General features: G+C 29.3%; 23 protein-coding genes. All 23 read left to right on the plus strand.

Annotation, left to right across the window (positions count from 1 at the left end; genetic code table 11):
* Nucleotides 1–8 precede the first annotated feature (8 nt).
* Nucleotides 9–1,145: an EpsG family protein gene (locus tag BB050_RS10710; protein ID WP_066033552.1), complete on the plus strand. Its 1,137-nt coding sequence runs from the start codon at nt 9–11 to the stop codon at nt 1,143–1,145.
* The gene (locus tag BB050_RS10715; protein WP_066033553.1) at nt 1,136–2,215 is read left to right on the plus strand and encodes a glycosyltransferase; all 1,080 of its coding nucleotides are present in this window, start codon (nt 1,136–1,138) and stop codon (nt 2,213–2,215) included. The genes BB050_RS10710 and BB050_RS10715 overlap by 10 nt, the downstream gene beginning before the upstream one ends.
* The gene (locus BB050_RS10720; protein WP_066035137.1) at nt 2,202–3,008 is read left to right on the plus strand and encodes a glycosyltransferase family 2 protein; all 807 of its coding nucleotides are present in this window, start codon (nt 2,202–2,204) and stop codon (nt 3,006–3,008) included. Before BB050_RS10715 ends, BB050_RS10720 begins: the two co-directional genes overlap by 14 nt.
* Nucleotides 3,005–3,589, plus strand: coding sequence for an LbetaH domain-containing protein (locus tag BB050_RS22235; RefSeq protein WP_066033554.1), 585 nt, complete (start codon nt 3,005–3,007; stop codon nt 3,587–3,589). Before BB050_RS10720 ends, BB050_RS22235 begins: the two co-directional genes overlap by 4 nt.
* 3 nt (nt 3,590–3,592) lie before the next feature.
* Nucleotides 3,593–4,726 (plus strand): NAD-dependent epimerase/dehydratase family protein, encoded by a 1,134-nt coding sequence (locus tag BB050_RS10730; protein WP_066033555.1) that lies wholly within the window; start codon nt 3,593–3,595, stop codon nt 4,724–4,726.
* A gap of 27 nt (nt 4,727–4,753) precedes the next feature.
* The gene (locus BB050_RS10735; protein ID WP_066033556.1) at nt 4,754–5,761 is read left to right on the plus strand and encodes a WaaS/CpsH family glycosyltransferase; all 1,008 of its coding nucleotides are present in this window, start codon (nt 4,754–4,756) and stop codon (nt 5,759–5,761) included.
* Complete coding sequence (locus BB050_RS10740) at nt 5,758–6,660, plus strand: NAD-dependent epimerase/dehydratase family protein (RefSeq protein WP_066033557.1); 903 nt, start codon at nt 5,758–5,760, stop codon at nt 6,658–6,660. The genes BB050_RS10735 and BB050_RS10740 overlap by 4 nt, the downstream gene beginning before the upstream one ends.
* Nucleotides 6,661–6,707: 47 nt before the next feature.
* Nucleotides 6,708–7,826: a GDP-mannose 4,6-dehydratase gene (gene gmd, locus BB050_RS10745; RefSeq protein WP_066033558.1), complete on the plus strand. Its 1,119-nt coding sequence runs from the start codon at nt 6,708–6,710 to the stop codon at nt 7,824–7,826.
* Nucleotides 7,827–7,870: 44 nt separating this feature from the next.
* Nucleotides 7,871–8,803, plus strand: coding sequence for a GDP-L-fucose synthase family protein (locus BB050_RS10750; RefSeq protein WP_066033559.1), 933 nt, complete (start codon nt 7,871–7,873; stop codon nt 8,801–8,803).
* A gap of 9 nt (nt 8,804–8,812) precedes the next feature.
* Nucleotides 8,813–9,784, plus strand: coding sequence for an MraY family glycosyltransferase (locus BB050_RS10755; RefSeq protein WP_066033560.1), 972 nt, complete (start codon nt 8,813–8,815; stop codon nt 9,782–9,784).
* The gene (locus BB050_RS10760; RefSeq protein WP_066033561.1) at nt 9,774–10,196 is read left to right on the plus strand and encodes a WxcM-like domain-containing protein; all 423 of its coding nucleotides are present in this window, start codon (nt 9,774–9,776) and stop codon (nt 10,194–10,196) included. The genes BB050_RS10755 and BB050_RS10760 overlap by 11 nt, the downstream gene beginning before the upstream one ends.
* Nucleotides 10,196–11,329, plus strand: coding sequence for a DegT/DnrJ/EryC1/StrS family aminotransferase (locus tag BB050_RS10765; RefSeq protein ID WP_066033562.1), 1,134 nt, complete (start codon nt 10,196–10,198; stop codon nt 11,327–11,329). The genes BB050_RS10760 and BB050_RS10765 overlap by 1 nt, the downstream gene beginning before the upstream one ends.
* A 9-nt stretch (nt 11,330–11,338) precedes the next feature.
* Nucleotides 11,339–11,887: a dTDP-4-dehydrorhamnose 3,5-epimerase gene (gene rfbC / locus BB050_RS10770; RefSeq protein WP_066033563.1), complete on the plus strand. Its 549-nt coding sequence runs from the start codon at nt 11,339–11,341 to the stop codon at nt 11,885–11,887.
* Nucleotides 11,887–12,732, plus strand: coding sequence for a dTDP-4-dehydrorhamnose reductase (gene rfbD / locus BB050_RS10775; protein WP_066033564.1), 846 nt, complete (start codon nt 11,887–11,889; stop codon nt 12,730–12,732). The genes rfbC and rfbD overlap by 1 nt, the downstream gene beginning before the upstream one ends.
* 60 nt (nt 12,733–12,792) lie before the next feature.
* Nucleotides 12,793–13,677 (plus strand): glucose-1-phosphate thymidylyltransferase RfbA, encoded by an 885-nt coding sequence (gene rfbA, locus BB050_RS10780; protein ID WP_066033565.1) that lies wholly within the window; start codon nt 12,793–12,795, stop codon nt 13,675–13,677.
* 85 nt (nt 13,678–13,762) lie between these two features.
* Nucleotides 13,763–15,730 (plus strand): polysaccharide biosynthesis protein, encoded by a 1,968-nt coding sequence (locus BB050_RS10785; protein ID WP_066033566.1) that lies wholly within the window; start codon nt 13,763–13,765, stop codon nt 15,728–15,730.
* A gap of 149 nt (nt 15,731–15,879) precedes the next feature.
* Nucleotides 15,880–16,746 (plus strand): ABC transporter permease, encoded by an 867-nt coding sequence (locus BB050_RS10790; RefSeq protein WP_066033567.1) that lies wholly within the window; start codon nt 15,880–15,882, stop codon nt 16,744–16,746.
* Nucleotides 16,747–18,027 (plus strand): ABC transporter ATP-binding protein, encoded by a 1,281-nt coding sequence (locus BB050_RS10795; RefSeq protein WP_066033568.1) that lies wholly within the window; start codon nt 16,747–16,749, stop codon nt 18,025–18,027. It begins immediately after the preceding gene.
* 5 nt (nt 18,028–18,032) lie between these two features.
* Nucleotides 18,033–19,457: a class I SAM-dependent methyltransferase gene (locus BB050_RS10800; RefSeq protein WP_066033569.1), complete on the plus strand. Its 1,425-nt coding sequence runs from the start codon at nt 18,033–18,035 to the stop codon at nt 19,455–19,457.
* A 6-nt stretch (nt 19,458–19,463) separates the two neighbouring features.
* Nucleotides 19,464–20,156, plus strand: a complete 693-nt coding sequence (locus BB050_RS10805) for a CatB-related O-acetyltransferase (RefSeq protein WP_066033570.1) — start codon at nt 19,464–19,466, stop codon at nt 20,154–20,156.
* A gap of 1 nt (nt 20,157) precedes the next feature.
* Nucleotides 20,158–20,943, plus strand: coding sequence for a glycosyltransferase family 2 protein (locus BB050_RS10810; RefSeq protein ID WP_066033571.1), 786 nt, complete (start codon nt 20,158–20,160; stop codon nt 20,941–20,943).
* Nucleotides 20,933–21,868 (plus strand): glycosyltransferase family 2 protein, encoded by a 936-nt coding sequence (locus BB050_RS10815; RefSeq protein WP_083219827.1) that lies wholly within the window; start codon nt 20,933–20,935, stop codon nt 21,866–21,868. Before BB050_RS10810 ends, BB050_RS10815 begins: the two co-directional genes overlap by 11 nt.
* Complete coding sequence (locus tag BB050_RS10820; protein WP_066033572.1) at nt 21,861–22,700, plus strand: glycosyltransferase family 2 protein; 840 nt, start codon at nt 21,861–21,863, stop codon at nt 22,698–22,700. Before BB050_RS10815 ends, BB050_RS10820 begins: the two co-directional genes overlap by 8 nt.
* Nucleotides 22,701–22,703 lie beyond the last annotated feature (3 nt).

The following is a 22,703-nucleotide window of genomic DNA, read 5'->3' on the forward strand; positions in this document are numbered from 1 at the left end:
TTATTGAAATGTCAATAAATAATATTAAAAAAAAAGCCAATTTGATATATTTTTTTTTATTTTTTTTTATCCTTTTATTTGGTGTTTTTGATTTTTATCCTGTTTCGAAATTAAACAAGTTATTTTTTGTTTGCGTTATAGGTATGGTTTTAATCCTTGTAGGGGGATTACGTTGGGAAACTGGTACTGATTGGGATAGTTATTTTAATTTTTTTAATAACAATAATAGTTATAATGATTTTATAAGTTCAGATTTTGAATATTTATATGCACTGCTTGCGTTTAGCGTAAAACAGTTTTTTAATTCCTATACTTTTTTATTGCTAATTTTTTCACTTTTAGCTGTATCGATTAAGTTATATGGGTTTTGCAAAATATCAGAATATAAGTTCATTTTTTTAACTATTTTAATGTACTATGCAAATCAGCTAGGGGATGTTTCTTCCACAAGACAATCAATGGCTCTGTCATTTGGAGTATTGGGGATAATGTTCGTTATTAATAAAAAATTAATACCATTTTTAATAACAACTTTAATCGCTTTCTATTTTCATTCGTCGGCGATTATTTTCTTGTTGGCAATTCCACTGATTTATTTTAGAATTGAGCGCAAACAATTAATTTTATTGATTTTTATTGGTTTTTGTTTTGGATTAGCAATTACATTAAGCGGGAGTAATAACTTTTTGTTTTCTTATGTTATGGGTGGCGATGGACATTTCGCTGAGCGGCTAACAACTTATCAGGAAATACAGGAAATAGGAAATAGCTCGACAGGAAGCGCTATCGATCCGAAAGTATCTTATATTCTTGGTCTTATTAGAAGATGTTTTGTATTGCTACCAGCATTGTTTTTCTATGAAAAATTAGCTCTTAATAAAAATTTTAAGATATTACTAAATATTTATGTTGTTGGTAGTTTAATCTATCTAATATTTACACCAATAATTCAAGTTTTAAATAGGATGTCTGCTTATTTTGATGTTGCAGAATTCATGATTTTACCACTATTTGTCACTATACCTAACCAAAGATATTTGAGAATTTGTGTATACATAATTATAGTAATGTATACTTTTGCAAAATTCTATTCTACTATTATGGCGTTTTGGACATTTTACACTCCATATAAATTATGTTTTTAGGAAAAACACTACTTATTAATACCTTAAATCTTGAAAGTTCTGGATCTTCTGTTATTTCAGATCGGAATTATCAATTAATGGAAAGAAACAGTAGTCAAATGTTTAAATATTCAATTTCTTTAACTTTAAAAAACATCAAACAAAACATTCATTCAATTTTGTTTGATTTTAATTTGGTTAATGATTTTGATCTGAAAGATATTATTCAACAAATCAAATCAAATCAAATAGACACTGTCTTTGTTGACACATCACTATTAGGAAATGTAGCAAAAGAAATAAAGATTAATTTTCCAAATGTGTATGTGATTGCTTTCTTTCATAATGTTGAATATGATTATTTCAAAGAATTGATTAAAGTTTCTAAAAGGTTTCAACATTATTTTACACTAATTCTAATAAAAAAAGCAGAAAAGCAATTAATAAAATTTTCAGATGTCATAATTACTTTAAATCAAAGGGATTCTGATGGAATCAATGATTTATATGGCAAACGGGCAGATTTGTTATTGCCAACTTCATTTGTAGATGTTTACAATGAAGAAAAATATATGCTCAATAGGAATAAAACAAATGTGTTAAAATTATTATTTGTAGGATCATATTTCCCACCTAATATTTATGCAGTTGATTGGTTTGTAAATAACGTACTAAAGAACATAAAAAGAGAAGTTGAATTTTATGTGGTTGGTAATGGTTTTGAAACGCATAAATTTAAACAAATTGATCCACGTATAAAGTTAATTGGTCGCGTAACTGATCTAACCTCATACTATTATATGTCTGATTTAGTTGTTGCTCCAATTTTTCATGGTTCTGGTATGAAGACCAAAGTTGCTGAAGCACTAATGTATAATAAACCTATATTAGGTACAAAAGAAGCTTTTGAGGGTTATGAAATTGATAGTAATTGTATCGGTTTTGAATCTGAAGAAGCCGTTGAACACATAGAATTTATTGAAGAGTTTAAACTCACTAATTTTAAAAATATTCGGAAAATATTTTTAGATAATTATAGTTTTGAAAAAATTAATTCTAATTTTTACAAATTTTTTAATGAAAGAAAATAATAATTTAGTCTCGGTAATAATTCCAGCATATAATGCTGCAAACACAATTATTCGAGCGCTTGATTCTGTATACAATCAGACTTATAAAAATATAGAATTAATAGTAGTAAATGATGGTTCCAAAGACGATACCCTTAAAATCTTAAAAAAATACAAAGAATCAAAGCTAGAAAGTACTATAAGTTTTTTAATTATTGACAAACCAAATGGAGGAGTTTCGTCTGCAAGAAATTCGGGCTTAAAGTCAGTAAATGGTGATTTTATAGCATTTTTAGACTCAGATGATGAGTGGTTTCCTGAAAAATTGCATATACAGGTAAAGCTTTTATTGAACAATAAAATAGATTTTCTTGGTTCTGCTTTTGAAGGTCTATATATGAAGAATAAAACTGATGGAGAATTAATAAAAATAAACTTAAGACAATTGATCTTTAAAAATTATTTCCAGCCATCAACAGTAATTATGAAATCTGATGTTCTAAGGGAAATTGGATTTTTTGATGAGAATCAAAAATATGCAGAAGAAGGTAATTATTTCATGAGGATAGCAAATAAATTTAATTGTTTTTTCCTAAATAAAAAAATTATCAATTTTAGTAATGGCAAGAGAGGTTTCGGAGTAAGTGGATTAAGTGCTAACTTAATCGAAATGGAAAAAGGAGAATTAAAAAATTTAAAATTTGCTTATCAAAATCAATACATTAGTTTTCCGACGTATTCTTTAGCGGTCATATTTTCAGTAATAAAATTTGCTAGGAGGTGGTTAATTGTAAAAATAGATAAATTATTATGAGATACGATTTTTTAGGTTTGATGAGAATTGGAATATCATTTTTATATACGAAAATATTTTTTAGGAAAGCAAAAATTATTAGATTACCATTTGATGTGCGGAATAAAAGAAATATTGTATTCGGTAATGGATTTTCTTCGGGATTCAATTGCCGATTAGAAACATATTCAGAAAAGAATGTACCATGTATGTTCATTGGTGAAAATGTGCAAATTAATGATTACGTTCATATTACAGCAATTGACAAAGTAGAAATCGGAAATAATGTATTAATTGCAAGTAAAGTTTACATATCAGATTGCTCTCATGGAAGCTATGCAGGTGATGAGTATGATAGCAATCCTGACACTGTTCCATCAAACAGGCCGCTTTTTACAAAGCCTGTTATAATTGAAAACAATGTTTGGTTAGGGGAATTCGTGTCTGTACTGCCGGGTGTTACTATAGGAAAAGGAACTATAGTAGGCGCTAATTCAGTTGTATCTAAAGATTTACCACCATATGTTATTGCTGTTGGATCTCCAGCTAAACCAATTAAAAAATTTAATTTTGATACCCAAAAATGGGTTAAAACTTACTAGAAAATGAAAAATATATTAATTACCGGCGGAGCCGGATTTATAGGTAGTAATTTAGCACTAAAATTAATTGATAAAGATTATATTGTTACAATTTTAGATAATTTATCAACACAAGTTCATGGTGAGAATCCAGAATTAAGTTCGCCATTGTATAAAAGTATTAAAGATAAAGTAAAATTTATTAAAGGAACTGTTACATCAAAAACAGATTGGCAAAATGCTATAAAAGACCAAGATATAATAGTTCATTTAGCTGCAGAAACAGGTACAGGTCAATCTATGTACGAAATTCAAAAGTATGTAGATGTTAATATTAATGGGACTGCTATTTTATTAGATTTATTGGCAAACGAAAAGCATCAGGTAAAGAAAGTGGTTATAGCATCTTCAAGATCTATTTATGGTGAAGGTAAATATCTAAATGAAAATGGTCAGAGCGTATATCCAAAACACAGAACTGCTGAGTTTATGGATAGAGGAGATTTTGAAGTTAAGTTTGATAATTGTAAAAATTTGAAACTAGCAGCTACAGATGAAGAATCAAAAATTCATCCTTCTTCTGTATATGGCATTACAAAACAAAATCAAGAACAAATGATTATGACTGTCTGTCCAACATTGGGTATCGCTCCCGTTGCTTTCCGTTATCAAAATGTTTATGGACCTGGTCAATCGCTAAAAAATCCTTACACTGGTATTCTTTCAATATTTTCAACTCAAATAAAAAATGGGAACGGTATAAATATTTTTGAAGATGGAAAGGAAACGCGTGACTTCGTTTTTATTGATGATGTTGTGAATGCAACTATTTTGGGTATTGAAAAAGAAGAGGCTAATGGAGAAGTTTTTAATGTGGGAACTGGTGTTGGAACTGATGTTATATCTGTTGCAACTGGATTAATAAAGAATTATAATCAAGAAGTTGCAATAAATATAAGTGGTAATTATCGCTTAGGAGATATTCGCCACAATTTTGCAGATTTAACTAAAATAAAATCAAAACTAGGATTTGAGCCTAAATTTAATTTTGAACAAGGACTTGAGAAATTTACTAATTGGGTAAATACTCAACAAGTAGAGAATGATAACTATGAGAAATCAATTAGTGAAATGAAAGCTAAGGGACTCTTTAAATAGTTAATAAAAATAAAATTAAATAGTGAAATGATTGCAGGAAGTAATATACTTGTTTTTTCAGTGAAATTTTTTAATTACGAAAAATTAATTAAGGAAGAACTTATTTCAATGGGGGCAAATGTTGATTTATTTGATGAAAGGCCATCTAATTCTTTCTATAGTAAGGCTGTAATAAGGATGAAAAAAGATTTTTACAAAAAAACAATTAATCGATATTTTAATGCTATAATTGATAAGATTAAAGATAACCAGTATGATTATTTCTTGCTAATAAAAGGAGAATCTACTCCATCTTTTTTCTTGAATTTTCTAAAAAAGAATAACCCAAACATAAAGCTTATCTATTATACTTATGATTCATTTAAAAATAATCCAAACGGATTAGAGAATTTAGTTTATTTTGATAAAAAATTCACTTTTGATAAAAATGATTCAAAAAAATATGATTTAAGTTTTAGACCACTTTTTTTTGCATCTGATTATTCAAAAATAGGTGCCCAAAAATCATCTGGTCAATATGATATCTCTTTTATAGGTACAGCTCATTCAGATCGCTATAGCCTTAGTCAAATTGTTAGCAAGTGGTGTGATAATAATAAATTAAAAATGTTTAATTTTTATTATTCACCTAGTAAAATACTTTTTGCTTTAAAAAAAATGACAGATAAGGAGTTTATGAAATTTGATAAAGATAAAATAAGTTTTAAGAGTTTGTCTCATAATGAAATTATTGAGATTTATAAAAACAGTAAAGCGATACTTGATATTAATCACCCCGGTCAAGATGGACTAACAATGCGAACATTTGAAACATTAGGTTCAGCAAGAAAACTCCTTACAACTAATCCAAATATAACGTCTTATCCTTTTTATAATACTAATAATATTTACATAATAAACAGAGATAATCCAAAAATAGATCAGGATTTTTTTAGTACCGAATTTAAACCAATTGAAGAGAAAATGTACTATTCAATGTCTTTGAGAGGATGGCTCGAGGAGCTGTTTGAAAAAGAATCAACTATTTGGTCATGAATATATTAATTACAGGAGCGAACGGTTTTTTGGGTAAATCTATATATAAAGAATTATGTAATGAAAATGACATAATTACTATATCTCGTGAAAATGCAGATATAAATGCTGATCTCTCGAAAATGATACCTGTTTTTTTTAAAAAAATTGATTTAGTAGTACATTGTGCAGGAAAAGCGCATATGATTCCAAAAAATGCAGAAGAGAAAAAGGCATTCTTTGATGTAAATGTGGAAGGAACTTTAAATTTATTAAGAGGTCTTGAGAATAATGTAGAGTTGCCAAAATATTTAGTTTTAATTAGCAGTGTTGCAGTTTATGGTCTGGAATATGGTTTGAAAATTGATGAAAATTACCCACTTGCAGCAATTGATCCTTATGGGATAAGTAAAATTGAAGCTGAAAAAATAATAATTGATTGGTGCGCAAAGAATAATGTTATTGGGACAATTTTAAGATTGCCACTCCTAGTAGGTGAGAATCCACCAGGTAATTTAGGTGCAATGTTAAAGGCTATTGAAAAAGGATATTATTTTAATATTGGAGGAGGTTTAGCTCGAAAAAGTATGGTTTTAAAAAGGGACGTAGCTTCATTTATAATGAAAGCCTCATTTGTTGGAGGAATCTACAATCTTACTGATGGATTTCATCCTAGTTTTAGTGAATTAAGTGAGGCAATTTGTAAAATTAAAAATAAAAAAACTCCTTTGAGTTTACCAAGTTGTTTAGCAAATTTTATTGGTAAATTAGGAGATAGCTTAGGTCGCAAATCACCAATTAATTCTTTAAAGCTAAAAAAAATTACATCAGATCTAACCTTTGATGATAGTAAAGCAAGAAAAGTTTTAAACTGGCAGCCACAATCAGTAATAAATTATTTAAAAGATAATAATATTTAAAAGTAATTGCTTTGTGAATATTAAAAAATAAGTAAAAAATAAATAAAATGAAAATTGCACTTATAACGGGAATTACCGGACAAGACGGTTCATACCTTGCCGAATTACTACTAGAAAAAGGTTACATGGTACATGGTGTTAAAAGAAGAGCCTCTTCTTTTAATACGCAGCGTATTGATCATATCTACCAAGATCAACACGAAGCTCATGTGAACTTTAAGTTACATTATGGGGATTTGACAGATTCTACAAATGTTATTAGGATTGTTCAAGAGGTACAACCAGATGAAATCTATAATTTAGGAGCGATGAGTCATGTAAAAGTCTCATTTGATTCACCAGAATATGTTGCAAATGTTGATGGTATTGGTACATTAAGAATTTTGGAAGCTGTACGTATTTTAGGGTTAGAAAAGAAAACTCGTATTTATCAGGCATCAACATCTGAGTTATATGGAGGTTTAGCGGAGAATAAGAACGAAAAAGGGCTATATGATGAAAATTCGCCTTTCTATCCACGTTCTCCATATGGAGTAGCAAAGATTTATGGTTTTTGGATTACTAAAAACTATCGTGAGGCATACAACATGTATGCATGTAACGGAATTTTGTTCAACCATGAATCTCCACGTCGAGGAGAAACTTTTGTGACTCGTAAAATTACAATGGCTGCCGCTGCAATTGCTTTAGGTGAACAAGAATGCTTATATTTAGGAAATCTAGATGCACAGCGCGACTGGGGACATGCTAAAGATTACGTAGAAGCTATGTGGCGTATTTTACAGCAAGATGTTGCGGAAGATTATGTGATCGCAATGGGAGAAACCACTTATGTACGTGATTTTGTGAAAATGTCATTTGCCGAGCTTGGTATTGAGATAGACTTTAGAGGAGAAGGAGTAAATGAAAAAGGGTATGTTGCTTCTTGCAGTAATCCTGCTTATCAAATTGAAGCTGGGAAGCAAATTATTGCTGTTGATCCTGAATATTTCCGTCCTACAGAAGTTGACCTACTTATTGGAGATCCTACGAAATCTAAAACTAAATTGGGATGGGTTCCGAAATATGATCTAGCTGGATTGGTTAAGGAGATGATAGCATCTGATCTTCAGTATGTACAGAAAGAGAAAATGATAAAAGAAGTAAGATCAGCTGTAAGATATTAATTAACATAACACAGGATATTTCTTTCTATTTAGAAATTTAAAATATGAACAAAACCGATAAAATATATATAGCAGGGCATCGCGGCATGGTCGGGTCGGCTATTTTGAGAAAATTAAAAACTGAAGGGTTTACAAATTTTGTTTTGAAAAGCTCTTCAGAATTGGACTTGAGAAATCAGCAAGCTGTTGCAGATTTCTTTGCTGAAGAAAAGCCAGATTATGTTTTTTTAGCCGCGGCAAAAGTTGGAGGAATTATCGCGAATAATACTTACAAAGGAGATTTTATTTACGAAAATTTGATGATACAAAATAACGTTATACATCAATCCTATTTAAATGACGTAAAAAAATTAATGTTTTTAGGATCTTCATGCATTTATCCTAAAATGGCTCCTCAACCTTTAAAAGAGGAATACATGCTAACAGGGGAATTAGAACCGACAAATGAACCTTATGCAATTGCAAAAATTGCAGGAATTAAAATGTGTGATGCTTACAGAGATCAATTTGGATGTAATTTCATTTCTGTTATGCCTACTAATTTATATGGCCCTAACGATAATTACGATTTGAAGAACTCCCATGTTCTTCCCGCAATGTTAAGAAAATTCATCACTGCAAAACGAAATAATGATGAGTCTGTAACAATTTGGGGAACAGGTAGCCCGAAAAGAGAATTTTTACATGCCGATGATCTTGCAGAAGCTTGTTTTTATTTAATGGAAAATTACAACGAAGAAGGGCTTGTAAATATTGGAGTAGGAGAGGATATTTCGATTTTGGATTTGGCAGTTTTGGTTAAAAAAATAGTTGGTTATGAAGGTGGAATTCTTACAGATACTTCTAAACCCGATGGTACACCTCGTAAATTGATGGACGTTTCAAAGCTGAACGGTTTTGGCTGGAAAGCTAAAACAAGTTTAGAAGAAGGTATCCAAAAAGTTTATGACGAAATAAAAGATACTAACTGGGAATAATTTCATAAAATGGAATATACGATTCTAGGGATTGTTTTAATGATCATAATGCTACTTTATTTTAAAGTAGCTGATCATTTTAATATAATTGATAAACCAAATCAAAGAAGTTCTCATACAGAAATAACATTAAGAGGAGGTGGGATCATTTTTTGGTTTTCTGCCTTACTTTATTTTACGCAGCATATCCAAAGTAATTATTTTTTCTTTACTGGTATAACTTTTGTCAGTTTAGTTAGTTTTTGGGATGATATTCAAAGTTTATCAAATAAAATTAGAATTGCAGTTCATTTTCTTTCAATTACTCTGATTTTTTATGATTTAAATTTATTTCATTTAATGCTTGTTTTTGGGGTTGTAATTTCTTACATACTGGCCATTGGGCTAATAAATGCTTATAATTTTATGGATGGAATTAATGGAATTACTGGTCTTTATACTTTAGTTGTAATGGGATCATTATTGTATGTCAATACAAAAATTCAGCTTTTCATTGATGGAATGTTTATAAAGTACGCAATGATTGCTAGTCTAATTTTTCTGTTTTTTAATTATAGAAAAAAAGCAAAATGTTTTGCTGGAGATGTTGGAAGTATTGCCGTAGCTTTTTGGATAATTTATTTGGTTGTAAAACTAATTCTTGTAACGGAATCTATTATTTGGCTATTGTTTTTAGCAGTATATGGGGTTGATTCGGTTTGTACAATCTTACATAGACTTTACCTTAAACAAAACATTTTTGAAGCGCATAGATTGCATTTGTATCAAGTGTTAAGTAATGAATATAAAATCCAACATCGATTAGTATCTCTTTTATATGCTTTAATTCAGACGGGAATTTCCTTTTTAGTGATTTTTCTTTATCAAAAAGTTCAAGATGCAATTATATTCATAATTGTAATTTTACCATTAATGTTGCTTTACTCCTTAAAGTTTTATTTGTTAAACAAAAATAATTTACGTTTGAATCATGGAGCCTAAAATAATTGAGGGAGGAAAATTTTCAGATCATCGGGGAAGTATTTCATATGTGAATGATTTTAGCTTTACAGATATTGAAAGGTTTTACATTATAAGTAATTCTAAGGAAAATCCTATTCGGGCTTGGCAAGGACATAAATTAGATACTAAAAATTTTTATTGTCTTTCAGGTTCTTTTAAAATTCATTTTATAAAAATTGACAATTGGGAGAATCCTTCAAAAGATTTGGCTATTGAGACTGTTTTAGTTACAGAATCTGATAGCAAAATTGTTCACATACCGGCCGGTTATGCAAATGCAGTAGAATCTCTAGAAGAAAATTCAAAATTAATATCCTTTTCTACATTGCCTTTAGCAAATGTAAGCGATGACGATGTTCGCTATCCACCAAGTTATTGGTTATTCAAATAATGAAAGATAATAGAATTTACTTGTCATTATCTCAAGAAAGTGGTTATGAGCAAGAGTATATTAAGAGAGCTCTAAAATCGAATTGGATCACTTCTGGGGGACCCAATGTTGATGAATTTGAAGATGAACTTCAGAATTATTTTAAACATGAAAAATTTGTAGTTGCATCAAATTCAGGAACTTCTGTAATACATTTAGCTCTAATTTTGTTAGGTGTTAAAGCTGGTGATGAGGTAATTTGCCAAAGCATGACTTTTTCGGCTTCAGCTAATCCAATTTTATATCAGAATGCAGATCCTATATTTGTAGATAGTGAAGCCGATACTTGGAATATTTGTCCTGAGAATCTTGAAATAGCTATAAAAGACAGAATAAAAAAGGGAAAAAAACCAAAAGCAATTATAGCAGTTCATTTATATGGTATGCCTTATAAAGTAGATGAAATACATGCAATTGCTGATAAATATGAAATACCAATTATTGAAGACAGTGCAGAAGCTCTCGGAAGTAGTTATAAAGGAAAAAAATGTGGTGGTTTCGGAACCTTTGGGATTTTATCTTTTAATGGGAACAAAATTATTACCACTTCCAGTGGAGGAGCATTAATTACAAATTCAAAAAGTATAAAGGGAAAAGCCATTTTCTATGCAACTCAATCAAAAGATAAGGCTGTACATTATCAGCATAGTGAAATAGGCTATAATTATAGGATGAGTAATATTTGTGCTGGAATTGGTCTTGGGCAAATGAAAATTTTAGAAAAGAATATTAATCTTCGACAAGACAATCATTTATTTTATAGAGGCATTTTTAAGGATATTAAAAATGTACAACTCTTTGAAACTTTAAGTGATGATTTTTTTTCTAATTATTGGTTAAATACAATATTATTAGAAACAAAAAAAGAAAGAGAAAGTTTAAGGTTTGCTTTTGACGAAGCTAACATAGAGAGTAGACCGTTATGGAAACCAATGCATCTTCAGCCAGTTTTTGAAAAATATCCGTATTATGGAAATAAAATTGCAGAAAACCTATTTGAAAAAGGATTATGTTTGCCATCAGGATCGAATTTAACTGATAAAGACAAAAGGAGAATAAAAGAAGTTATTATAAATTTCTTTAAACGAATATAAAATTTTAAAATGAAAATCGAAGAAACATTTATAAAAGACTTAGTAGTTGTAGAACCAACAGTATTTGGAGACGAAAGAGGTTACTTTTTTGAATCTTATAGTAAAACTAAATTTGAAGATTTAGAAATTAATATTGAATTTGTTCAGGATAATCAGTCATTTTCAAAAAAAGGTACATTAAGAGGCTTACATTATCAAAACCCTCCTTTCGCACAGACAAAACTAGTTCGCGTTTTAGAAGGAGAAATTATTGATGTTGCCGTAGATTTAAGAAAAGATTCTCCTACATATGGAAAAGCGTTTAGCATTTTATTATCAGCAGAGAATAAAAAACAATTATTGGTACCACAAGGGTTTGCTCACGGATTTTCTGTTATTAGCGAAACAGCTTCGGTTATGTATAAGTGTGACCAATTTTATAATAAAGCTTCTGAAGGCGGAATCAAATATGATGATCCATCTTTGAATATTGATTGGGGAATGAATTTAGATGAAGCAATAGTTTCAGAAAAAGACCAAATTTTGCCTTTTATTGAAAATTGTAATAGCTTATTTTAATGAGAAAAATTCTAGTAACTGGTGCAACAGGGCAATTGGGATCTGAACTTTCAGTTTTAGCACCTTCTTATTGTCAGTACGAATGGATATTTGCTGATAGAACGAAAGCGTCATTAGATAATTTAGAAATGCTTCAATCTCAATTAGAAGAAATTTGCCCTGATATTATATTTAATTGTGGAGCTTATACTGCTGTTGATAAAGCTGAATCTGAAAGGGATTTAGCTTTTAGAATAAATCACGAAGCGGTAAAATTAATTGCAAAATATTGTGCAGAACATGATGTCAAATTAATTCATATTTCAACAGATTATGTATTTGATGGTTCTTCGTCCGTTGCTTTAAATGAAGAAGCTAAAACTAGCCCTATAAATGTTTATGGAGAGAGTAAATTGACTGGCGAAATCGCTTGCTTAAAAGAAAATCGTGAATCGATTATAATTAGAACTTCTTGGGTTTACAGTAAGTTTGGAAATAACTTTGTTAAAACGATGCAAAGATTAATGCAGGAAAAAGATGAAATTAATGTTGTAAATGACCAGATTGGTTCGCCAACTTATGCTGCTGATCTTGCACAAGCAATGATTGATATCATCGAATCTTCAAAATGGATCCCAGGAATTTATAATTATTCAAATGAAGGCGAAATTAGTTGGCATGAATTTGCCTTAAGCATTAAAGAGTTAGGGAATTATAATTGTAAAGTAGGAGGAATTCCATCATTATCTTATCCAACTCCAGCAAAAAGACCAAGCTTTTCATTATTAAATAAGGAAAAAATAAAGAAAATTTATAATGTAGATGTTCCTCATTATAAAGAAAGTTTAAAAAAAATATTTGTTTAAAAACCTAAGATCTTTTAGAGAACTTGAGAAATCTAAAATCTAAATCTAAAATTAATTTTTATGAAAGGTATTATATTAGCTGGAGGTTCTGGCACAAGATTGCACCCATTGACATTAGCTGTAAGCAAGCAATTAATGCCTGTTTATGATAAACCCATGATTTATTATCCATTGTCAACTTTGATGATGGCCGGAATCAATGAGATTTTAATTATATCTACTCCACATGATTTACCACATTTTAAAAAGCTTTTAGGAGACGGAAATGCAATAGGATGTAAGTTCAGTTATGCCGAACAGCCAGATCCAAATGGTTTAGCTCAAGCTTTTGTAATTGGCGAAGAATTTATCGGGAAAGATAAGGTGGCTTTAGTACTAGGAGACAATATTTTCTTTGGAACTAATATGCAACAACTTTTAAAAGATAATGCTGATCCAGAAGGAGGAGTTGTTTTTGCATACCATGTTTCCGATCCTGAAAGATATGGAGTGGTTGAATTTGATGAAAATAAAAATGCTATTTCTATCGAAGAAAAGCCATTGAAGCCTAAATCAAATTATGCTGTGCCTGGATTATATTTCTACGATAACTCTGTAGTAGATATAGCAAAAAATATAAAACCAAGTGCTCGTGGTGAATACGAAATTACAGATGTTAACAAAGTATATCTTGAAAAAGGGAAATTAAAAGTAGGTATATTAAGCAGAGGAACAGCTTGGCTGGATACAGGAACTTTTAACAGTTTGATGCAAGCTGGACAATTTGTACAAGTTCTTGAAGAAAGACAGGGGTTAAAAGTAGGATGTATCGAAGAAATTGCTTGGCGACAAGGATTTATTGATGATGTTCAACTTGAGGAATTGGCTCAGCCACTACTTAAATCAGGTTATGGAACTTACCTATTGGAGTTTTTGAAACAAAAGAAAAGAGGTGTTAAAATTTAATTTACACCTATTAAGTAATTATTTAAAACCTTTAATTTGTATTTTTGTATAAAGTTCAAATTTTACTGACTTAAAAAATGATAAATTGAATACAGAAAAACCAAATAATATAACCTCTTTGTTGTATCGAACTTTTTCTCCAAGAAATCTTAGAGCAAATATCAATAATTTGAGTTATTTGCCGAGATGGATTATTGTTGCAATTGATGTAATGGTTTTGTTTTTTTCATTTTCATTTACTTATTTGCTCTTTGATGGAACCGCAATAGGATATATTATAACATCGCACGATTTTTATTTTGTAGCCAGTTTAATAACGGTCAATATATTTTTCTTTTGGCTTTTTAGAACATATTCTGGAATTATTAGGCACTCTTCCTACATAGATGCCATAAAACTGCTTTTTTCACAGATGTCAGTTTTAGTGTTTTTCTTATTTGTGAATTTAGTATTTGAATTGTACACAGGACATAAAGCTTTTCTAAATACTGCCCTTTTTATTAATTTAGTTTTGTCTTTTTGTGGTTTGTTTTTATATCGTGTAATTGTAAAACAGACTTTTGAAATGTATTTTTCAGAAAAAGCTACAACAAAGCTCGTGCGAACAGTTATTTATGGTACAGATGCAAATGCAATTTCAGTAGCTAATGCTTTAAAATTTGAAACTCCTTCACGATTTAAAATTGTTGGATTTGTAGATAAGAATAATCAGAATGCGTCTAAACGTATGCTTGATCTGCCTATCTTAATTTTAAGAAAAAAGCTTCCAGCTCTTATGCGCTCTGTCGCTGCAGAAGGTGTAATTATTGCTGACAAAAGCTTGACTAAAGACGAGCAACTTATTATTGTTGATCAGTGTTTAGAGTTTAACTACAGAGTATATACCGTTCCACTAATATCTGATTGGGAAAACCAAAAAGAAATTTCTCAAAAAGTAAAAAATATACAGATTGAAGATTTATTGGAAAGAAAACCTATAGTTCTAGATAGTAAATCAATTTCTAAACAATTAAAAGACAAAACAATTTTAATTACTGGCGCTGCTGGTTCAATTGGAAGCGAGATTGTAAGACAGGTTCTGAATTTCAATCCGAAAAATGTTATTGTTTTGGATCATGCTGAGACTCCATTGCATAATTTGTGCTTAGAAACGCAAGCAATGAATTTCAGCACAAAAATTGTTGCTGTAATTGCAGATGTACGAAGCAAGAAAGCACTTGAGAAAGTATTTAAAAATTATAATCCACATGTTGTTTTTCATGCTGCTGCATATAAGCATGTGCCTTTAATGGAAGAAAACCCTGCTCAGGCAATTCAAACTAACATAAAAGGAACTAAAAACCTTGCAGATTTAGCTTGTAAGTATCGAGTGAAGAAATTTGTAATGGTTTCTACAGATAAGGCTGTGAATCCAAGTAACGTAATGGGCGCAAGTAAACGCATTGCTGAAAAATATGTTCAATCTTTGTTCTTAAAAAATCAAAGAGAGAATGTTGAAGGAGGCACGAAATTTATTACGACTCGTTTTGGAAATGTTCTAGGATCAAATGGATCCGTTGTTCCTTTATTTACGAAACAAATTGCAGAAGGAGGGCCAGTAACCATTACACATCAAGATATTATTCGTTATTTCATGACAATCCCAGAAGCTTGCCAATTGGTATTGGAAGCAGGTGCGATGGGTAATGGTGGAGAAATCTATATTTTTGATATGGGTAAACCCGTTAGAATTATTGATTTAGCACGAAAAATGATTAAATTGGCCGGTTTTATACCAGATAAAGAAATTAAAATTAAAATTGTTGGTCTAAGACCTGGAGAAAAACTTTATGAAGAATTATTGAATGATACTTCTAAAACTCTTCCAACATATCATAATAAGATCATGATTGCACAAGAGATTCAAGATGAGTACGAAACCCTTCATAATGATGTTGATGAATTAATTGGCATTGCTGATTTTTACGAAAATGATGATATAGTAGCAAAGATGAAAAAAATTGTTCCAGAATTTAAAAGTATGAATTCTACTTTTGAAGTTCTCGATAAATAATTTTACATTTGGGCAAAATTTTAATATTAAGAAGGTGTTTTTTTTAAAACGCCTTTTTCTATTTTAGAGAATTTCGAAAAAGTTTAAAAATCTTGTTAATTTAAAACGTTTTTGTATATACAACCTATTACAAATTGATGTAATTAAAAATGAACCCTACCCCAAATTCTAATGAATGGCTGTTTGAAATAACACCCAAAAACAAATTCTTTTCACTTAACCTTAGAGAAGTCTGGAGATATAGAGATTTATTATTTCTGTTTGTAAAAAGAGATATAATCACAGTTTATAAACAAACTGTTTTAGGACCACTATGGTATTTAATTCAACCTTTATTTACATCGATCACTTTTACGATTATCTTTAATAAGGTTGCTGGTATCGATACAGGAGCCATTCCTCCATTCTTATTTAATCTAGCAGGAATCATGGTATGGAACTACTTCACATCTTGCTTGACTGGAACTTCGGATACTTTTAGATCTAATGCGGCAATATTTGGAAAAGTTTATTTTCCAAGAATCATAACTCCATTGTCAATAGTAATTTCAAATTTGATCAAATTTGGAATCCAGTTTTTCATATTTGTTATCTTTTATATTTTCTTTTATTGGCAAGGAGCAGATTTAAGTTTAAATAGCTCTTTATTATTCTTTCCTATATTAATTGCTTTTATGGGAATTTTGGGACTTGGTTTAGGAATGTTGATTTCATCTATGGTTACAAAGTATAGAGATTTAAATAATTTACTTGGTTTTGGAATACAATTACTGATGTATATCTCTGCTGTAATGTATCCTATGGAGTTAATAAAAGCCAAATTGCCAAAATTCGGATGGATTGTAGAATACAATCCATTAGCGTATGTTATAGAAACTTCTCGTTATATGCTCTTAAATATTGGAAGTATATCAATTTTAGGTTTAGTATATACAATGGCACTCACATTAGCTGTTTTTTTTGCTGGATTATTGGTTTTTAATAGAACAGAAAAAAGCTTTATAGATACCGTATAAATGAAAGATATAATATTAAAAGCCGAAAATATTTCAAAACAATATCGTTTAGGTGAAGTCGGAACAGGAACAATAAAACACGATTTAAATCGCTGGTGGTATAAGATTCGTGGAAAAGAAAATCCATATTTAAAAATAGGAGATGTAAATGATCGCTCAACTAAAGGAACTTCAGAGTATGTGTGGGCTTTACAGGATATTAATTTTGAAGTTGAACGTGGAGAAGTTTTAGGGATTATAGGAAAAAATGGTGCAGGTAAGTCTACACTTTTAAAAATATTATCTAAGGTTACTGCACCAACTACAGGAAGTATTAAATCTCGTGGGCGAATTGCATCGCTTCTTGAAGTTGGAACTGGTTTTCATGGTGAGATGACAGGACGTGAAAATATCTATTTAAATGGCGCTATTTTAGGAATGACTAAAAAGGAAATCGCTTCAAAAATAGATGAAATTATTGAGTTCTCTGGTTGCGAACGTTATATTGACACGCCAGTAAAACGATATAGCTCTGGAATGACAGTTCGCTTAGCGTTTGCTGTGGCTGCTTTTTTAGAACCTGAAATTTTAGTAATTGATGAGGTTTTGGCAGTTGGAGATGCTGAATTTCAGAAAAAGGCAATTGGGAAAATGCAGGATATATCTAAAGGAGAAGGTAGGACGGTATTATTTGTTAGTCATAATATGGCCGCTGTAAAAAGTTTATGTACTAAGGGTATTGTCTTGGAACATGGAAAGGTAATTTTTAAAGGAGGAATTGATGAAAGTTTAAAAAAGTACCAAACTTTAACGCAAAAAATAACCACTAAACTTTTAGATTTTAATAGAAAAGGAACAGGAGAATATCGAGTTTCAGGTCTAAATCTGATTTCAAGTGGTGAAAAGAAGAACACCTTTTTTCTTGGAGAAAAGATTACAATTAATTTATTGTTAAAACAGCTTAAACAAGACAGCTTAAAAAATGTGAGAATTGTTATTGGAATATATAATTTCATGGATGAAGGATATTTAAGATTTGATACCAATTTATTAAATTTCGCTATTTGCCTTGATAAAAGTGAATCAGAAATCTCTTGTGAATTGGAGGAATCTTTAAATATTAAACCTGATAATTATTATTTGAATATAGCAGTTTTCAGCGAGAATGTTTTAATCGATTATTTAACGAACGCTTTTGAGTTTACTATAGAAAACGCAGATTATTTTAATACTGGTAAAAATTTACAAGATTCAGAATTATCAAGAGTATATTATAAACATAAGTGGTCACAGTTAAAATAAATTAAATGGATAATATTCAATACTCTCATAAGTCAATGATAGATGATTTTGGCAGAGTTTTTTTTTATAATAATAGAGTTTTCAGACAGATATCAAAAGAAAAACAAAATACTTGTTTGGAATTGCTTAACTCAGATATGTTTAAAGAGTTAGCCAAAAAAGAGTTAATACCTCAAACCTTTGTATCAGACGAATTTCCAGAAAGTAAACAACTTATTTTAGAACATGAACGACTAGTTGAAAGTTTGCAACATGAATGGACCTTTCAAATGTTTAAGGATGCTGCCTTAATGGTGTTAGAAATTAATGACATTTGTAATAAATATGGGTACGAATTAAAGGATGCTCATACCTTAAATGTCTTATTTAATAACAATAAGCCTGTTTTTGTAGATATTGGAAGTATAGATGTAATCAGATCTAAAAATCATTGGATTGCTTACGAGGAATTTTTAAATTCGTTTTTTATCCCGCTATTATTTTGGAGTAAAAATGAACTTCTGATTGTTAGAAAATTATTGGAAAGTAATTTTCATAGAATGTTCACAATTCCTTATCAAAATATAGAAGAATCAGGATTGTATAAATTACTATTAGTTGATAGATACAATTTTTCTTTTAGAAAAAAGGTATTATTTTCATCAAGAAAACATATTACCATTGTAAGCTTTCTTGTAAAAGCTACAAACAAGATATTAAAAATTATTTTTAATAAAAAAAGTAAACTTTTTAGATATGATCTAAAAGTAAATAGACTAACAGATAACTTTCCAAAAAAGGAAATAAAGAACAATATAGATTTACTTTCAAAATCTATCGTAGATAGTCAATGGAAAGGTTACCATGGTAAGTTTTACAATGATATTGAAAATGTTAATTACTCTTATAGATTTAAAAGGTTATTAGAAATTATCAATGAATTGAGAGATGTTGAAACAGTTATCGATTTAGCAGGTAATGAAGGTTATTTTTCTTTTTTATTGTCTAAAGAAATGAATCTAAAAAAAATTATTTTAGTTGATTATGATGAAAATGCTATAAATGAAGCATATTTAAATAGTAAGAAATTAAATGTTAATAATGTTACGCCTCTTTTATTAAATTTCATGTTTACACCTGATTTATTAGGAACTTCTAAAAGGCTAAAGTCCGATTTGGCTGTTTCTTTGGCTGTAACACATCATTTAATATTAACTGGTAAATTTTCTTTAGCAGCAATTTTTGAAAGACTTATTATGTTTTCCAATAAATATGTGATAGTAGAATTTATGCCTCTAGGGCTATGGAGTATTGAAACAAAAATAAAACAAGTATTGCCTGAATGGTACACTATTGAATGGTTTAGAGATGAGTTTATAAAGTCTTTCAGTTTGATCATTGAAGAACAATTAGAAGAAAACAGAATTGTTTTTGTGGGAAAAATTAAATAGAGGTAAATGAAAAAAGTAATTAAAAATAAAATTATTTCCTTTTTAGATTTTGTTATAAAAAAAACTATAATAGCTGTCTATGGAGTTAATTCAAATATTTATAAATTACTCTTTAATGATATAGAATTAAAAGAAAAAGAACAGATTCACAATAGTATTTTAGATGAGAATGTTAAGTTATATACACCTTACAAACTTGTGAATTCAAATGTTGGAGAATACACATATATCGCAAATAATGTGATTCTTAATAATACTACAATAGGCAAGTTTTGTTCAATAGGCCCAAATTTACTTTCTGGCTGGGGAATACATCCTACTAACGGCTTATCAACACATCCTATGTTTTACTCAACACAAAAACAAAATGGTACCACATTAAGTGAAGTTGATAAAATTAAAGAAACAAAAAATATTGTAATTGGTAACGATGTTTTTATAGGAATGAATGTCACTATCCTAGATGGTGTAAAAATTGGCGATGGTGCTGTAATAGGTGCTGGCGCAATTATATCTAAAGACATCCCTGCGTATGCAATTGCAGTTGGAAATCCGGTCAAAATAATAAAATATAGATTTGATGATGCTAAGATTGAGCAACTTTTGAAAATTAAGTGGTGGGATTTTTCAAAGGAAGATTTGAGTTTAGTGGAGAAATACTTTTTTGAAGTAGATGAGTTTTTAAATAAATTTATTTGAAATGGCACTAATATCAATTATAACTATTAACTATAATAACCTTGAAGGTCTAAAAAAGACAGTTGAAAGTGTTATCAATCAGACTTGGCAGGATTTTGAGTATATAATTATCGATGGAGGATCGACTGATGGTAGCGTAGAATACATTGAAAATAAAAAGAATAAAATTGATTATTGGATAAGTGAGAATGATTCAGGTATTTATAATGCTATGAATAAGGGAATTAAGATTGCTAGTGGAAAATATATTTCATTTATGAATAGTGGGGACTGCTTTCTTTCATTAAATACATTGAAGTTATGCAGTGATATAATTATTAACAATAATGCAGATGTATTTTATGGTCAAATTAAAATCGATGATGTATTAAAAGAAAAAACGGTAATTTATCCATCTAAATTACGATTATCTTATTTGCAATATATGGTAATCAATCATCAAGCTTGCTTCTTTTTATCGGAGACATTGCAAAATTTTCATGGATATAATGAGGAGTATAAATTAGCAGCTGATTATCATTATTATTTAAAATTATACATAAATGGGAAAACATTTCTTCCTATACTATTTCCTATTGTTAAGTATGACCTAACAGGTATTAGTAGTTTGAGAATGGAAGAATATAAAATTGAAATGAAGAAAGTTTGGGATAGTACGATTCCTCATTATTTATTTGAAACAGAAAATAATTATTTTAGTTTGCTAACCACAATTAAAGATAGTAAGATATTAAGATTAGCTTTTAAACTAAGAGATTATAAGATAAAATTATTTAATGGAAGATAAAGCATTAATTTCAGTAATAATGCCTGCATATAATGCTGAAAGTTATATTGCGGATGCAATAAACTCGGTTATTCATCAAACATATAATAATTGGGAATTAATTATAATTAATGATGGTTCAAATGACAAAACTGAAGAAATAGTAAAAGAAGCATCATTAAAGGACAAAAGAATAATATATATATATCAGAAAAATGGTAGACAAGGAAAGGCAAGGAATCTTGGTATTTCAAAATCAAAGGGAATATATCTTGCATTTCTTGATGCAGATGACATATGGCTACCTGAAAAATTAGATGTTCAGATTTTAGAGATACAAAAGAGAAATGCCGACTTAGTTTTTGCTGATTCTTATTTTTTTAATGATAATGAAGTATCTGATATTTCTAAAAAAATGAACATTCCTACCTCAGTTTTTTATGATAAAACTTCTTTAAAATTATTTTTAAAGGAAAATAGAATTCCGATCTTGACCGTCTTGGTAAAAAAAGAAAAGGTAATTAATGTTGGAGGCTTTTCTGAAATTTTAGATATTCAGAACGTAGAAGATTATCATCTGTGGCTAAAATTGCTTATGTCTAATTGTGTGTTTTATTCTTCAGACCATATATTAGCAAAATATAGAGTTCATGAAAGTTCAGCAACATCAGCTGATAAATTAGCTTTAAACAAAATTCCAAATGCTTTTTTTGATTTGTTACAACTTTTTCCAAATTATAAAAAAGATATTGAAGAGGAGCTAAAATTAAGGTTTAAACTTATTTATAAAAGAAATCTTTTTACAAAATCAGAAATGGCTATTTGGATTAAAAGGAACACAAAATATTTATCAAAGTCTAAAATAAGTTTTATTTATTTATTATTAAATCTCATGTTACCAACAAAGATTACTAAGAGATCTTTAATTTATTTATTGAATGTATAAGATTTCCATCATAGTTCCCTGTTATAATCAAGCTCAATATTTAAGTGAAGCGCTTACTTCAGTGCTTAATCAAACATATGAAAATTGGGAATGTATTATAGTAAATGATGGAAGTAACGATAATATCAATGAAATTGCCCAGAAATGGTTAGATAAAGATTTCCGTTTTAAATATGTAAGCAAGAATAACGGCGGACTAAGTAGTGCAAGAAATGCAGGGATAACTGTCGCCAAAGGAGAATTTATTTTGCCTTTAGATGCAGATGATAAAATTGGACACAATTATTTAAAATTAGCTTTATACGAATTTCAAAAGGATTCTTCATTAAAAGTAGTTTACTGTAAAGCAGAAAAATTTGGTGATGAGGTTGGAGATTGGATATTGAAGCCATTTTCATTATATAATCTAAGTAAAAAAAATATGATTTTTTGTACTGCATTGTATAAAAAGAAAGAATGGGAATTGGCAGGAGGATATGATACTAATATGATTTACGGACTTGAAGATTGGGAATTTTGGATTTCAATGCTTAAGAATGATGGAAATGTAAAACGTATTGATTACCATGGGTTTTATTATAGAATAAAATCCAGTTCAATGATAAAAAGTCTGGATCCTGATAAAGAAAAGTATTTGTATAAATACCTAAACATCAAACACGCTGATTTTTTTGTAAACCAATTAGGCTCCTCAATAGAATTAAACAATGATTTAGAACACACTAGAAACGATTACAGGCGAAAACTTAAAAGCAAAAAATTTGTTATTGATGTCTTTTTAAATACTTTTTTGGGTTTTACAATTTTTAATAATAAGAATGATTTATATTAAATA

The organism is Flavobacterium anhuiense (assembly GCF_001705175.1).
Taxonomy (GTDB): domain Bacteria; phylum Bacteroidota; class Bacteroidia; order Flavobacteriales; family Flavobacteriaceae; genus Flavobacterium; species Flavobacterium anhuiense.

Coding starts and splice junctions, on each gene's coding strand:
- BB050_RS10710 (WP_066033552.1), top strand. CDS start 9: ATGTCAATAAATAATATTAAAAAAAAAGCCAATTTGATATATTTTTTT.
- BB050_RS10715 (WP_066033553.1), top strand. CDS start 1,136: ATGTTTTTAGGAAAAACACTACTTATTAATACCTTAAATCTTGAAAGT.
- BB050_RS10720 (WP_066035137.1), top strand. CDS start 2,202: ATGAAAGAAAATAATAATTTAGTCTCGGTAATAATTCCAGCATATAAT.
- BB050_RS22235 (WP_066033554.1), top strand. CDS start 3,005: ATGAGATACGATTTTTTAGGTTTGATGAGAATTGGAATATCATTTTTA.
- BB050_RS10730 (WP_066033555.1), top strand. CDS start 3,593: ATGAAAAATATATTAATTACCGGCGGAGCCGGATTTATAGGTAGTAAT.
- BB050_RS10735 (WP_066033556.1), top strand. CDS start 4,754: ATGATTGCAGGAAGTAATATACTTGTTTTTTCAGTGAAATTTTTTAAT.
- BB050_RS10740 (WP_066033557.1), top strand. CDS start 5,758: ATGAATATATTAATTACAGGAGCGAACGGTTTTTTGGGTAAATCTATA.
- gmd (WP_066033558.1), top strand. CDS start 6,708: ATGAAAATTGCACTTATAACGGGAATTACCGGACAAGACGGTTCATAC.
- BB050_RS10750 (WP_066033559.1), top strand. CDS start 7,871: ATGAACAAAACCGATAAAATATATATAGCAGGGCATCGCGGCATGGTC.
- BB050_RS10755 (WP_066033560.1), top strand. CDS start 8,813: ATGGAATATACGATTCTAGGGATTGTTTTAATGATCATAATGCTACTT.
- BB050_RS10760 (WP_066033561.1), top strand. CDS start 9,774: ATGGAGCCTAAAATAATTGAGGGAGGAAAATTTTCAGATCATCGGGGA.
- BB050_RS10765 (WP_066033562.1), top strand. CDS start 10,196: ATGAAAGATAATAGAATTTACTTGTCATTATCTCAAGAAAGTGGTTAT.
- rfbC (WP_066033563.1), top strand. CDS start 11,339: ATGAAAATCGAAGAAACATTTATAAAAGACTTAGTAGTTGTAGAACCA.
- rfbD (WP_066033564.1), top strand. CDS start 11,887: ATGAGAAAAATTCTAGTAACTGGTGCAACAGGGCAATTGGGATCTGAA.
- rfbA (WP_066033565.1), top strand. CDS start 12,793: ATGAAAGGTATTATATTAGCTGGAGGTTCTGGCACAAGATTGCACCCA.
- BB050_RS10790 (WP_066033567.1), top strand. CDS start 15,880: ATGAACCCTACCCCAAATTCTAATGAATGGCTGTTTGAAATAACACCC.
- BB050_RS10795 (WP_066033568.1), top strand. CDS start 16,747: ATGAAAGATATAATATTAAAAGCCGAAAATATTTCAAAACAATATCGT.
- BB050_RS10800 (WP_066033569.1), top strand. CDS start 18,033: ATGGATAATATTCAATACTCTCATAAGTCAATGATAGATGATTTTGGC.
- BB050_RS10805 (WP_066033570.1), top strand. CDS start 19,464: ATGAAAAAAGTAATTAAAAATAAAATTATTTCCTTTTTAGATTTTGTT.
- BB050_RS10810 (WP_066033571.1), top strand. CDS start 20,158: ATGGCACTAATATCAATTATAACTATTAACTATAATAACCTTGAAGGT.
- BB050_RS10815 (WP_083219827.1), top strand. CDS start 20,933: ATGGAAGATAAAGCATTAATTTCAGTAATAATGCCTGCATATAATGCT.
- BB050_RS10820 (WP_066033572.1), top strand. CDS start 21,861: ATGTATAAGATTTCCATCATAGTTCCCTGTTATAATCAAGCTCAATAT.